Below are 13,225 nucleotides of genomic sequence, written 5' to 3' on the forward strand. Positions count from 1 at the left end.
GCATCCGCGAGCCGACATGCTGGCTTCGTTGACGACACGCCTCGTAGTGGCGTGAATCCGCGAGTTGGCGACCGTGTCCAGCCAGTGCCGCAGCTGCGCGTTCAGGTCCTCCAGATTGCGGAGGGATCGGGCCAGGAAAAAGTCCTCGCGGATATAGCGAAACGGCCGCTCGACCTTGCCCTTCGTTTTAGCGCGGTAAAGGCCGGCAGGCTTTGGGATGGAAGCCGCAACCCGGACTGCGATCAGTGCGATCGTCCTTTGGACACAGGCTATATCGATCCGTCCCACTTAAACGCTTGCGTCTTAACGGCTTCTGGAAACGCGGTTAGGGCTGAATGAGATCGGCGGCTCGCTCGCCGATCATGATTGCTGTCGCGTTGGTGTTGCCCGCGATGTGTCGCGGAAAGATCGAGGCATCGGCTACCCAGAGATTATCTGCACCCCGAACGCGTAAATCTGGCAGCAGAACAGATTTGTCATCACTGCCCATGCGGCATGTGCCAACTGGATGCAGGAATGGGACGGTCGCTCCCCGCACAAACTCCTCGTCAGCCGATCTTCCTGCACTCGGTGCGGGCACGTCTACGAGCTTGGTGATATGCTCCCCGAAAGGCGGCACCGACGCGACACGTCTGATCCACTCCAGGCACCGCATTACCCCGTCGAAATCGTCGGCATGGTCCAACAGTTGCGGATAGATTGCGATGTGGTCACGAGGATCAGCTGACTTGAGCGCCAGATGTCCCCGGCTCTTCGGATAGTTAAGATTGGCAAGAACGGTCACAAGTTTTCTTACCGGCACCGTGTGCTTGCCGTCTTCCGACTTTGTGTAGCCGTAAGGGAATAGATGAAATTGGATGTCGGGGACTGGCTGATCTGCCGTGGATTTGAGAAATGCGAGCACGGAAGCGCTTGGAACGCCCAACGCACCCCGCCGGGCAATAGCCCATTGCGCGAATGTCTTTATCATTCCGAAGGGAGATGCATAGATGTTACCAGTATCGATATTTACTTCAGCTGTAATATGGAGACCTGGATGTTCCATCAGATTGCGTCCGACTTCCGGACTCGCCACGACATTTTCAATTCCGTGTTTCGCAAGCTCGGCAGGATCACCTATGCCGGAGAGCATTAGCAGGTGCGGAGAATTTAATGAACCGGCGCTGATCACCACGCCGCGTCGGGCTTTCGCCTCGACGACACTGCCGCCGCGGCGATATTGGACCCCGGTTGCGCGGCATCCTGAAAATACGATGCGCTCAACGAGGGCATCATCGACGAAGGACAGACGCGAATTCTTCAATTTTGGAACGATGAAGGCGTCAAACGACGAGTGGCGTATACCATTCTTGACCGACCCTTGGCACCACGACACGCCCTCGTGTGAGCTACCGCTAAGATCGGAGTTTCTCGGTACGCCCACATTAACGAACGTCTCTATAAAGCGCTCGGATATCGGATGCTTCCATCTGGGTAGCGTGACGTGTAGCGGGCCCATGCCACCGCGCACCGAATTGTCCCCGCCGATCTCGGCCGTTTCCATCTTGCGAAAATAGGGCAATACGGAATTCCAGTCCCAACCTGTGCAACCGAGTTCGGACCAGGTGTCATAGTCCTTTGCGAGGCCGCGAATGAAGACCATTCCATTGATGGCGGATGACCCACCAGGTACGCGGCCGCGAGGCCAAACTTCCCGCACGCCGTTTCGGCTCGAATCCGCTTCCGTTTTGTAATTCCAGTCGTAGCGATCGTTTCCGATCGTATACATGCAAAATGCCGGGACCCGCGTGAAATGAAGCCGCTCGCGCTTACCTGCTTCAAGCAACAGGACGGTGGCCCCTTTCTCTAAAAGGCGGGCCGCAAGTGGAGACCCCGCGCTTCCCGACCCGACGACGATGTAATCAAATTCCATTGTTCCATGGCCTCTAAATCGAGTTCTTGTGTAGGCGCCGGCATTTGCGATTAGCCCGCGCGAAATTTCGGCGGCGACGCCAAAGCGGGAAATCGCCGGATATCCCGTCGATCCCAGTGCGCGCGATGTCCTCTTCGTAGCGCCGCCTAGCTCAGCAGACGCGGTTGGGCATACTCTCTCAAACCCTCCAGCCCCAGTTCCGCGCCGATACCGGATTCCTTACAGGGGGTGACGGGGTAATCGAGATTGTAGTCCATATGTTTGTTCACCCAGGTCGTTCCGAAATCAACAGCCGGGCAACACGCGTGGCTCTTTCCGTGTCGCCGGACCAAACAGATGCGGAGAGCCCATATCGGGTGCCGTTCGCCCGAGCGCTCACGTCGGCCTCATCGGTGAACGTCATCACCGGCAGGACGGGGCCGAACTGCTTTCTGCAACCAACGTATCTGCATCTGGAATGATCGCGATACCCGCCACATCCAGCGTTGCAGGATTTGTAACGGAGATTCTCGTCCCCTCTCCACCGACCAATGAATAATAATCTCTTGCCGCCACCATACGCATCAGCGCCTTCGACCAAGTCAACTAACGAGACATGCGTTGAACTGAAATCATTCCCAGTTCAGCGCAGCCACCCGAATGAAGTTACCTCCCAAGATGCCGATGATATCTTGGTTCGAATAACCCCTGTCTGACAATGCTGTCGCGAGTCTCGGATATACGTCTATGTCAACGAAGCCCAAGCCTGACCCCGTTGTGTAGTGCTCCGGCGGCCAGTAGTCTTTGGCGTTCTCGAAGCGGCGTTCCATGGTACTCGTGATCTCTGTGAAGTCTGTGCCGATGCCCACGTGTTCAGGCCCGATAAGTTCACAGTAGTAATCGATGTTACGCACCAACAGATCGAGGTCCGGTGATTTGTTGTCCGGCTTAGCCAAAAATAGCCGAACTCCCGTGACCCCGACGACCCCTCCGGCAGCGGCACATGCCGTCGCTTGCTCGTCCCAGATATTGCGTGGATGATCGTGCAAAACGCGGCTGTTTGAAAGTGAAATGACAAATGGCTTCGACGAAACTTCGGCCATTTCGATGGACGTTTTGGCGCTGCAATGAGATCCGTCAACGATCATGCCAAGGCGGTTCATTTCGCGGATTACGTCTCGGCCAAAAGACGTCAATCCGGTGTTCGTGCCATGGCAACCGCCTCCACCCAAATTGTCGAGGTTGTAGACGAAACTCATCTGCCGGACGCCCAATTGATAGAACACCTCGACCATTTCAACGGACCCGTCGAGCGCTGATATCCCCTCGATATCCATGGAGATCGCGAGCTTTCCCTCCCGCTTGGCAGCAAGGATATCTTTGACACCGGACACCATTATGTATTTGTCACTGTTCTCCCGCAGCTGGCGCCGGAGTGCGCCGATCACGGGAACAGCTTCGTGCCACGGCAGCACGTCGTACCCGACATTGGTGCTCACGTAAGTAAAGCCAGCTTTCCGTATGCGTTCTAGGGAGCTCATATCCGGGGGCAGTTGCGGATCTATTCCGCAGTGCGCGTCCCACACAATGCAACTATTGAACAGTTCGCTTGCGTTCAGCTTGCTTGCGTCCACAAGGTTGTCCCCTTCGCTCCGAAAGTGGTCGCAATGTCGCGTATGGAAGCGATACCTGTCCAACAATGAATTGATATCGCGCGATGACAAAACGGCATCGATGCAAGTCACGACAGCAGGCGGTTGAATTCAGGCCTGCGGCGTATCTCCTTTGACCACGCGAATGAAGTTTTGCAGGGCCGGCGCCGTGTTGTCCTTCCGCCAAGCGGCCAGTAGCGGAATCGGTTCCAAATTGTTCTCCAGGCGAATTATCGAGACACGATCTGAGTAGGTCGACGCCACCGAATGAGCGACCAGGATGACGCCTACGTTTTCTTCAACCAAGGCAAACGCGCTTTCGTTGTCCGGCATCAAGATAGTCGGTCGCGGAACGAACCCAGCGGCACGGCAGATATTTTTGATACGCCGCGTGTAGATTTGCCAAAGGTCAGTCGACCACAGCAGCACATGCTCATTTCTCAATTCCGATGCCGATACCGAGTCTCGGCCGGCGAGCCGGTGAGTTCGAGCAACGGCAAGCGACATGTGATCTTCGAATAGCGGGATAATTTCTAGGTCTGTGTCAAACACAGGCCCGACCAAAAACCCTATGTCTACTTCTCCTCGGGCGATCGATCCTGCGCTGTTCTCGGTTACCATTTCACATGTGGACTGGCTGGCTAGGAACATTTCGACACCTGGATGTAACCTGTGAAACAGGGCCAGCATCTTCGGAAGAAATGTCCGTATCGCGATCTCGTTATATGCTATTCTCAGATGGCCGACATCTCCTCGAATAGCGGTCAGCGCCTTCGCGGAGATCTCGTCCAGGCCATTAACGACCTTCCTCGCATATTGCAGGAGACTGTTGCCGACCGAGTTAGGCTTCACTCCACGGGTGCTCCGCTCGAACACGGGAAACCCCAACTCGGCTTCGAGCGTTTGAATAGTTCTGCTGACAGCAGACTGCGAGGTATTGAGGCGATCTGCAGCTCGACGAAAACCGCCTTCGTCATCCACCGCAATCAGTGCGCGAAGCTGCTGTAAACTTATTCTTGGTGATCCCACCATAGACCATACCGAAACTTCATTGCGCAGGCAGTGACCGTCAACTTTACGATGCCTCTGTGACTGAGAAGGTCGACGAAGTGGGGACGGGTTCAATCCCGTAGCCGTAGCTCAAAACCCAGCAAACTCGCGAAGCTTGGCCGGCACCAATGCCAGGACCCGCGTGAACCGTACGCTACCTCGCCAAGCCGCCAACCAGGAAATGCCCGCACAGATCGGAGGCGTCTTTTTCAAACGATATCGGCTCATTTCAGACATGTTGCCACCTACCTCATTGTCGGCTGGTCAAATGCCTGGTTAGCCAGTCAGGATCCATCTCTGGAACAGAGGCAAGCAGGCGTTCGGTGTATGGGGGATAAGGCGGTGACAGAACGTCGTCCTTTGGACCCTGCTGTACAACCTTGCCGGACTTCATGACAACGATTTCGTCGGCGATCGCCCGGACAGTGGCGATATCGTGGGTAATGAACATGTAGGTCACACTGGTTTCCTGTTGCAGCCGCATAATCAGCTTGAGGATTTCACCCTGAATGATCTGGTCGAGCGCAGAGGTGATTTCGTCGCAAATCATCAAGTCAGGCTTGGCGGCAAGGGCCCGGGCCAGCGAGATACGTTGTTTCTGCCCTCCCGATAATTCACCAGGAAAGCGATCGATGTATCGTGGACCCAGTTCGACCATGTCGAGCAGTTCAGCGATTCTGAGTTCCTTTTCCTGGTCCCGCAAACCGAAATAAAGCTCCAATCTCCTCCCAACGAGATCACGAACCCTCTGACGCGGATTGAGAGCTGTATCGGCAGATTGATAGATGAACTGAATTTGACGCAGTTGCTCTCTGCGACGCTTCGCAACGGGTGGCAAAGCAACTCCGCGGAACAGGACATCACCTCGCGTCGGTTCTAAAAGGCCGGTAACAACGCGGGCCAGTGTCGACTTGCCTGAACCCGACTCGCCGACTACGGCCAGGGTTCGGCCTTGCGGCACCGAAACGGTGACATCTTCCAAGACCTTGATTTTGCCTTTTCCGTAGCCGGCGTCGATGCCACGAATTTCCAGGATGACATCGTCCCTGGGAGACGGCGGCTTCTGCATGTGGCGTACCGACCACAGCGACTTCGTGTATTCCTGCCGAGGAGCAAACAGCATCTCTCTCGTCGGCGCTTGCTCGATTTCTGATCCCCGCCGAAGCACCATGATACGGTCAGCCATCTGCGAGACCACGGCGAGATCGTGGGTGATGTAAATCGCCGACATACGGCTCTCTTTCACGACCTTGCGGATCGCAGCCAGTACCTCGACCTGTGTCGTGACGTCTAATGCTGTGGTGGGTTCATCGAAGACTATTAGTTCCGGTCTGCATGACATCGCCATCGCGGTCATAGCGCGCTGCAGCTGTCCGCCAGACACCTGGTGCGGATATCGTCGTGCAAGCGCCTCTACGTTGGGAAGTTGCAGATCGCGATAGAGCTCAAGCGCATTTTCTCTCGCTTCTCTACGAGGTATCCTCATGTCGAGGACAGCAGTCTCGATTGTCTGATCGATTATGCGTTTCGCGGGATTGAACGACATGGCGGCGCTCTGGGCGACATAGGCGATGCGGGACCCCCGTATGGCCCGAAGTTCATCTTTCGGCAGTTTCAATAGGTTGATGCCGTCGAAAATGACTTCGCCACCAGCGAATCGGCATCCGGACCGTGTGAAACCCATCGAGGCCAATCCGATCGTTGATTTTCCCGCTCCGGATTCGCCTATGAGCCCGAGGACCTCGCCCTTTCGAAGCGTTAGCGACACTTGGTTGACGATCGGATGCCAGCCATCGTCGGCTTCCGCCTCTATCCGCAGATCGTTGATGCGAAGCAGAATATCTTGCGACGCAGAGTCATTGGTCATCGCGCAACCCACTCGCAAAGTGCAGAAACCAGTCGACGACGAAATTGACGCCGATAGCGAGGATGGCGATGGCTGCCGCTGGCAGAAGCGGTGTGATGTCGCCATATGAAATCAGGGTTGCGCTTTCGCGCACCATGGATCCCCAATCCGCCGTTGGTGGCTGGATACCAAGCCCGAGGAAGGACAGAGCCGATATCGTCAGGACCACGAAGCAGAAACGCATGCCGAACTCTGCGACGAGAGTTGAAAGGATGTTGGGCAGAACTTCGCGGAAGACGATCCAAAACAAGGACTCGCCGCGAACACGCGCATCCTCGACGAAATCCATCAGGGCCACATTCATCGACGTCGCGCGAGCCAGCCTGAAGACATTTGTAGCGTCTGCGACGCCGATGATGATGATCAGGTTGAAGACCGACGAGCCGACGACGGAAAGCATGACAAGGATGACGATCAGTTGCGGCAGTGCCATGATGGCATCGACGATCCTCGAAATGATTATGTCAAAAATTCCTCCCAGCACGGCAGAGATAATCCCGAGCGTCACGCCCACGGCGAAGCTCAGCGTCGTTGCTGTCACGGAGATGGCAATCGTATTGCGCGCCGCGTAGATCATCCGCGAGAAGACATCACGCCCCAACTGGTCCGTTCCAAATAGATTCTGATAGTTCCATGGTCCGTAAGGAACAGGTGAGACAACTTCTGCTTGGCCATAAGGTGCGATCAAGGGTGCGAATACGGCGATCAGCGCGTAGATGACCACCATCGAGATGCCGAACCAGGCCGATAGTGTCGTGTGGCGCAGGATCGCTCTTATCTTCGAAGGGGATTGCTGGCGCAGGGTATCGGGAGACTCGTTGGATGCGCTCATCTTGGGTGCAACAGCCTAGGGTTCGTCGCAATGGCGATCAGGTCCGCGATCAGGTTGAGAGCGATGTAGGTCAGCGCAAATAGCAGCGCGCAGGCCTGGACCACGGGAACGTCTCGAGTTCTGACTGCATCTACCAGTGCCTGGCCAATGCCGGGATAAACGAACACAAACTCGATGATTACTGCTCCCACGATCAGATAACCGAGATTGAAGGCAACAACATTGGCAATTGGAGCCAGCGCGTTGGGTAGCGCATGCCGAAGCACGATCCGGAGTGGCGGTGCGCCCTTGAGTTTGGCCATTTCGATATAGGGGCTGCCTAGAACGCCGATAATGGCTGCCCGCGTCATGCGCATCATATGAGCTGTAATGACAAGCGCTAATGTGAGAACAGGAAGCGCAAGATTTTCCAGCGTTTCCGCAACTCCCATGTGCGACCTGACAGTTGAAAGCGACCGAAATATTGGGAACTTGACTGCCAGAAACAGAATGAGGACGTATGCCACGAAGAACTCTGGCACGGAGATGGTCGTCAGCGTGGCCGCATTGATCACCCTGTCGAACCACGAATTTCTCCATAATGCGGTGATGATGCCGAGAAATATGGCGAATGGTACGGCTATTGCAGCGGTCAATCCTGCTAGTTTCAAAGTATTCAGCAGCCTCGGGGCGATGATGTCCACCACCCGCCTCTTCGATCCCGGTCGCGAGGAATAAGAGTTGCCGAAATCGCCTCGAACTGCACCGCCCAGCCAGTCGAAATAGCGCTCGGTCGCGGGCCTATCGAGGCCGATCTGTTCTTCAAAAGCCGCAACCGTTTCCGGCGTCGCAGACTGTCCGAGCACCGCTGTCGCAAATCCGCCCGGAAGCAGTGTGACCGACGAGAATATCAGCACGGAGACGATAAACAGCGTGAGGACAGCCAATCCCAACCGTTCAAGAATGGTCGTCAGAATGACGCGCATTGAAGGTCCTGTCTCAAGCAAGCACGGTCATGCATTCGGCTTACCGTCACTGCCATCACCAAATCTGTTCCGGACCAGACGGCTTTGCTGAAGCTCTGATGCCGTGCAACGCACGGCTCCTGATGTCTAACGACACTGCGAGTTGTTCTGCCGAATTGAGTGCTCTGATAAGTTCGGTATGCGTAAAATAGGTCAGGAACCGCGCAGCCAATCCCAGTTCCCCCGCATCGAGCAAGATCCTCGCGGTGCGGGAAACATCGATACTCGCTTCCAGCAACTGCCGCTCGCAGGCAGTCCAGAATGCAGTGATTTCCGGAAGGAAGATCTCACTATTCTGGAAGACAAGGTTCAGAAGACGCTTGAAGACATAGGTCGCAGATCGCGTCGCCTCGATATCTTGGGGGACCAAAGGCACTTCGAAGTACGGTTGCTGATCGTCGAACACCCGTTCCGCCTCGCCGGCGGTCAGATATCGATGCATACGGAATTCCGGGGGAACGTCAGTGATGCCCATGTAGACCGGAGCGAAAGGTGCGGCGATCGCGTTGGTCTGGGTGTGCCAGAGCATCCTCAGTTCAGGATGAGCTGCGTCGAGCAGCGGGACGACTTGGCCATACTCGGCCATGTCCCCTGCAAGGCGCTCAGTCCGAACAGCCCAGATTATGTCCTCGATGGTGAGCTTTTCCGGTCGGCTGGCACGGGCCCTCATCTCGGCCTCTATCCAGCTGACACCGTCCCACCTTCCCTTTCCGTCGCCATAAATTCTGTTGACGTTGAAGGTTTCGCCGGAAGCTGGATCGAACCAGCCCTGTGAAACAGCAAACTCGACCAGATTGGGCGGGTACAGGAAGTCAGGGGAGTGCGGGTCGTCAATCGGGATGTCAGTGATGTAACCCGGTCGGGAAGCTCGGATACAATCGGCGCCAAGTCGTTCTGCGGCCCACAATCCTTGTCCACCGGCGAACTGTATGACCACCCACGCCTCGTCTGAGTCCGCGATGATGTTCGAATTGCCGCCATAGCTGACATCGCCATGCTGGGAAATCAGTTCACCTATCAGCTTGACGCCCTCTATAGCCGTCCGTGCCCGCTCGAGAATAATCTTTGAGAGGTCGCTGTAGGTGAGTCCTGTCTGGTCCTTCGGCGTCATCGCGACGAGCTCGTCGCGCGACGGCGACCATATATCTCGCACCGCCACGCCATGTTCGTTCAGACCGCCATTGGTCAGCGGTGCCGGCATACCCTTGAAAACACTATAGTTGACGCGGATATGCCGCGCAGTTTCAGGCACCTGCGGTATGGTGCTCATGCGCCCGGGTAGATCGGCCCCGTCCGTGACCCCAACCCTGATTGTCGTTCCTTCGGCATGTTGTTGTCGATCGACAATGTCAAGCCAGTGACTTGAAGGTTCATCGCCATATCCGGCCAGATAGGCGATGCCGTCGGCAGTATGATTTTTTCCGACATAGATGCCGTAGCTCATTCCGTGGCCCGAATTTCAATGGCAATTGGTTTTTGGAAGATCCTAGGCGAGCCACCACCTCTCGGCGACGCGGGCGCCGTCAAACTTCATATTCGTGGACACGGCGCCATGCGCTATGGACAGGTTCTTTGCAGTGACCGCGTTGGCAAATGCGAAAATGAGCGCGCCGCCATCGTCATGAACAATGGTTTGCATCTCGCTGTACATCGCTTGGCGCTTGACGGGGTTGAGTTCGGCCGCAGCTTCCAGTCGAAGCTTTTCAAATCGAGGCTCGGTCCAGAACGTGTCATTCCAGGCCGCACCAGGCGCGTAACCAATAGCGAACATCTCGGTTTCTGTAGGAAATCCACCCCAGTATGCGGCGCAAATTGGCTTCTTCAGCCATACATTGTCCCAATAACCATCGTCGGGTTCGCGAATGACATTGATATTGATCGAAGCTGGCCGCGCCTGCTCGGCGAACAGGACCGCAGCGTCAGTCGCGCCCGAGAACGCCGCTTCCGAGGTGCTGAGGTCGACATTCAGGCTCGATAGACGCGCTTTCTTTAGGTGAAACTTAGCCTTGTCAGGATCGTAGGAATTGAGGGCCAGGGTCTTGTCAAAGTATTGATAGGAAGGGCCAATCGGGTGATCGTTGCCGATGGTTCCATGGCCGAGCAAGATTTTGTCCAGCATTTCCTGACGGTTGATGGCATGTTTCATGGCCAGCCGCACGTTGACGTCGTTGAATGGCGCGAGGTCGGTCCGCATCGGAAACGAGTAATGCAGCGGCCCCGTCGATTCCTCCACGGTGATCCCGGATTGGCGCTGCAACAGCGTGACGGTCTTTAGATCGACTTCATCGATTGCGTCGACCTGACCCGTTACCAGCGCGTTGATGCGTGCGCTGGCGTCTGAAATGCAAAGCAGTTCGATCTCGTCGGCAAAGGCGCGATCGTCACGCCAATAGTTTGGATTGCGTGTGAGGAATGACCGGACACCCGGTTCGTGTTCCTTCAAAATATACCCGCCTGTGCCATCACGTGACTGCCAGTCCATGCCGGTGTCCGATTTCGGGTAAATGGTGAAACCCGCCGAATTGAAGGTGGCGGGAAGATCGGCGTTAGGCTGAGCAAGCTTGATGACCACCGAACCCGGACCGTCCGCCTTGACATCCAGGAATTGCTTTGCGATCGGCGCGACAAACGACGTCGAGTCCGCCGTGCGGTGATGGTTGATCGATGCGACCGCGTCATCAGCCGTCATTTCCTTTCCACTGTGGAATGTTACGCCCTTGCGCAGCGTGAAGTTCCATGTTCGGGCATCTGCGCTGTCCCACTTCTCCGCCAGTACTGGCCCGACGGAACCATCGGGAAGTATCTCGGTCAGCGTGTTGCTGAAGGCGAACGCCAGATACCATTGGTAAATATTGGCCAAGAGGCCCGGATCGGTGGAGTCAGTCGTCGATCCATCGCGGGTCGCAAGCCTCATGCGGCCACCGCGTTTTGGGGTGTCGGCGCGCACCACGGTTTGCATAAGCGAAAGCGCCCCGGCGGCTGCCGAGACTTGCAGGAGCTGCCGGCGAGTCAAGGAATTCAAGACGTTTGTCATTTGATCCAACCGTTCCCATTTTTCTTTCCTTTGCGTGCGACGTTAGGAAGTTGCCGATTGGTCAGCAATAGCGCCGCTTTGGTTGACTTTGCGCAGATAAGAGAGAAAATGCGCAAAGCAACGAAAGGAAATTGGACTTTGGCCGGCGATCTTTCGGAAAAACTTCGCACGCTTTGCGCACGCTATCGATCGACATCCGAGGTTTGCCGCATGCTCGATATAAACAGACAGCAGTTCGACAAATACCTTACTGGTAAGGTTTATCCGTCGCGCCACAATCTGCAACGTATCGCCGCTGGCTTCGGCGTTGACGTTGATCAACTTGTCGACCCGAACAAGGAAATTGCGCCATCCACCAAGCTGAAAGACATCGCGGGTCGAGACCGAATGAGCCAACTCATCGATCGGGCCTTTCCGGGTGACTTGAAACGGCTTCGAACGATGCTGGGATATTACCACATGCACTTTCTCGTGCCCTACGATGCAGGGGCGGTGACGCGATCGCTTGTTTATCTCTACGAACAGAATAGCAAGGTTTGCAGCAAGACGATCGAGCGAACAGCGTCGACGGAAGAGGTGCAAGAAATCCTGAAATATGAAGGGATGGCCAGCTTTCTGGGAAACTGCATTTTCCTTCTCGAGTTTGAAACGTTGTCCTCAGACACGATCGTCGAGTCGATACTGTATCCGTCTTATCGAAAGCGGCTCGATATTCTCACAGGCCTTACCTTCGGCGTAACCTCGCAGGTCTACAGGCAACCATTTGCCTCGCCGATCGCCTGGAAATATCTAGGCCGAGTCGTCGATTTGAAGGAGCAGATCGGGGCCTGCGGATCGTACAAGATAAACGATCCCAGAATTGATCCCAGAATCCGAAAATATCTGCAAGTGGTAGGTTCGTCGGGACCTCTTAGTTTAGGGCCGATGTAAATTTCTCAAAATTTTGGTGAATTTCGCTACGATAGCTATTGCTAACGGAACTTGTAGAAAAATCAGCTTGACTGCGAGGTTGTGCCGAAACTTCCGGCTTTCCGCCGAGCCTGCGAATGGTCAAAGATGTTTTCGCTCGCGGGGGATGATCTTTACGTACCAAGCAATCCGGCTAAAGGCGGAGAAAACTTAGTTGTCTCTTCCCTAACAAGTTTCGTGGGCACCCATCCGAACGCAAGCTCTCCAAGCTAGTCTAGTCGTTGTGACCGCCTTCGACCCGGACGACACGGGCGACATGCAGATAGCGTTTGGGCCAGCGAAGCAGCAGTCGGAAGAACCTACGGCAACGTTGTTCGCCACGAAGCACAAGTCGGTCATTGCTTGGTTGCGCGAGACCAACCCTGCGCTGGGTGATTATGGAGACCCAACGCCGCTATACCAGTTCGGCCCAATACCGGACATAGAGTAATCACATGTTGCTGGCAGGGCGTGGCGCGGCTCGGGCTGGAAACCGTTTCGGGCGGTGCGCTCGATCGACCGTGACCCTGAGGTTGCGGCGTTCATTGTCCGGTGCTCGGAAAACATGATCGTCAGAGAAATTCGAGTCGCCTGTTTGGAGCAGTTCGGCTCCGGCCGCACCCCTTGACAATCGGCCATCTATCGGTATCAGGCCGCGCGCTCCCTCCCGGCGAATATCGGCGTTTCTCAGCGTATCCCGGAGTAGCTCCGCAAATGTCGGCATTTATGGCCAACGACAAATAATTATGGACGGCACACCTCAGGTCCTTATTTTTCCGAGAGTTGTATCCAGATCGACTTGGACTCGAGGTACTGGTCGTGGGCCGCTAAACCCTTATCCTTTCCACCAAAGCCGGATTCTTTGAACCCGCCGAATGGCAGAGCAAAATCGCCCTCGGAGAAGCAGT

General features: G+C 55.6%; 10 protein-coding genes and 2 pseudogenes. 1 reads left to right on the top strand and 11 read right to left on the bottom strand.

Going from position 1 to position 13,225, the window contains the following annotated elements; genetic code table 11:
- Positions 1 to 24 precede the first annotated feature (24 nt).
- From AB4136_RS17110 to AB4136_RS17160, 11 genes and pseudogenes are all read right to left on the bottom strand, one after another.
- Positions 25 to 226: pseudogene (locus AB4136_RS17110) on the bottom strand (IS21 family transposase); the annotation flags it as partial.
- A gap of 99 nt (positions 227 to 325) precedes the next feature.
- On the bottom strand, positions 326 to 1,912 hold the full coding sequence (locus AB4136_RS17115; RefSeq protein ID WP_441931510.1) for a GMC family oxidoreductase: 1,587 nt from the start codon (positions 1,910 to 1,912) through the stop codon (positions 326 to 328).
- Positions 1,913 to 2,058: 146 nt separating this feature from the next.
- Positions 2,059 to 2,315: pseudogene (locus tag AB4136_RS17120) on the bottom strand (aldehyde dehydrogenase family protein).
- Complete coding sequence (locus AB4136_RS17125; protein WP_441931511.1) at positions 2,315 to 2,476, bottom strand: hypothetical protein; 162 nt, start codon at positions 2,474 to 2,476, stop codon at positions 2,315 to 2,317. The pseudogene AB4136_RS17120 and the gene AB4136_RS17125 overlap by 1 nt, the downstream one beginning before the upstream one ends.
- Before the next feature lie 47 nt (positions 2,477 to 2,523).
- Entirely contained in the window at positions 2,524 to 3,525 is a 1,002-nt protein-coding gene (locus AB4136_RS17130) for a dipeptidase (RefSeq protein WP_441931512.1), read from the bottom strand.
- A 129-nt stretch (positions 3,526 to 3,654) separates the two neighbouring features.
- A complete protein-coding gene (locus tag AB4136_RS17135; RefSeq protein ID WP_441931513.1) occupies positions 3,655 to 4,575 on the bottom strand; it encodes a LysR family transcriptional regulator in 921 nt (306 codons plus the stop codon).
- Between the two features lie 268 nt (positions 4,576 to 4,843).
- Positions 4,844 to 6,460: an ABC transporter ATP-binding protein gene (locus AB4136_RS17140; protein ID WP_441931514.1), complete on the bottom strand. Its 1,617-nt coding sequence runs from the start codon at positions 6,458 to 6,460 to the stop codon at positions 4,844 to 4,846.
- On the bottom strand, positions 6,450 to 7,331 hold the full coding sequence (locus AB4136_RS17145; RefSeq protein WP_441931515.1) for an ABC transporter permease: 882 nt from the start codon (positions 7,329 to 7,331) through the stop codon (positions 6,450 to 6,452). The genes AB4136_RS17140 and AB4136_RS17145 overlap by 11 nt, the downstream gene beginning before the upstream one ends.
- On the bottom strand, positions 7,328 to 8,296 hold the full coding sequence (locus AB4136_RS17150; protein ID WP_441931516.1) for an ABC transporter permease: 969 nt from the start codon (positions 8,294 to 8,296) through the stop codon (positions 7,328 to 7,330). The genes AB4136_RS17145 and AB4136_RS17150 overlap by 4 nt, the downstream gene beginning before the upstream one ends.
- 55 nt (positions 8,297 to 8,351) lie before the next feature.
- Entirely contained in the window at positions 8,352 to 9,779 is a 1,428-nt protein-coding gene (locus tag AB4136_RS17155) for a C69 family dipeptidase (protein WP_441931517.1), read from the bottom strand.
- Between the two features lie 42 nt (positions 9,780 to 9,821).
- Positions 9,822 to 11,369, bottom strand: a complete 1,548-nt coding sequence (locus AB4136_RS17160) for an ABC transporter substrate-binding protein (protein ID WP_441931518.1) — start codon at positions 11,367 to 11,369, stop codon at positions 9,822 to 9,824.
- Positions 11,370 to 11,426: 57 nt separating this feature from the next.
- Here AB4136_RS17160 and AB4136_RS17165 point away from each other — a divergent pair, with 57 nt between their 5' ends.
- Positions 11,427 to 12,299, top strand: a complete 873-nt coding sequence (locus AB4136_RS17165; RefSeq protein WP_441931519.1) for a helix-turn-helix domain-containing protein — start codon at positions 11,427 to 11,429, stop codon at positions 12,297 to 12,299.
- Positions 12,300 to 13,225 lie beyond the last annotated feature (926 nt).

Origin of the sequence: Mesorhizobium sp. 2RAF21 (assembly GCF_052115345.1) — a bacterium.
Taxonomy (GTDB): domain Bacteria; phylum Pseudomonadota; class Alphaproteobacteria; order Rhizobiales; family Rhizobiaceae; genus Mesorhizobium; species Mesorhizobium terrae.

Excerpts from the sequence above, each read along its gene's own strand:
- AB4136_RS17115 (WP_441931510.1), bottom strand. The coding sequence starts at position 1,912 with ATGGAATTTGATTACATCGTCGTCGGGTCGGGAAGCGCGGGGTCTCCA.
- AB4136_RS17125 (WP_441931511.1), bottom strand. The coding sequence starts at position 2,476 with ATGCGTATGGTGGCGGCAAGAGATTATTATTCATTGGTCGGTGGAGAG.
- AB4136_RS17135 (WP_441931513.1), bottom strand. The coding sequence starts at position 4,575 with ATGGTGGGATCACCAAGAATAAGTTTACAGCAGCTTCGCGCACTGATT.
- AB4136_RS17140 (WP_441931514.1), bottom strand. The coding sequence starts at position 6,460 with ATGACCAATGACTCTGCGTCGCAAGATATTCTGCTTCGCATCAACGAT.
- AB4136_RS17145 (WP_441931515.1), bottom strand. The coding sequence starts at position 7,331 with ATGAGCGCATCCAACGAGTCTCCCGATACCCTGCGCCAGCAATCCCCT.
- AB4136_RS17150 (WP_441931516.1), bottom strand. The coding sequence starts at position 8,296 with ATGCGCGTCATTCTGACGACCATTCTTGAACGGTTGGGATTGGCTGTC.
- AB4136_RS17155 (WP_441931517.1), bottom strand. The coding sequence starts at position 9,779 with ATGAGCTACGGCATCTATGTCGGAAAAAATCATACTGCCGACGGCATC.
- AB4136_RS17160 (WP_441931518.1), bottom strand. The coding sequence starts at position 11,369 with ATGACAAACGTCTTGAATTCCTTGACTCGCCGGCAGCTCCTGCAAGTC.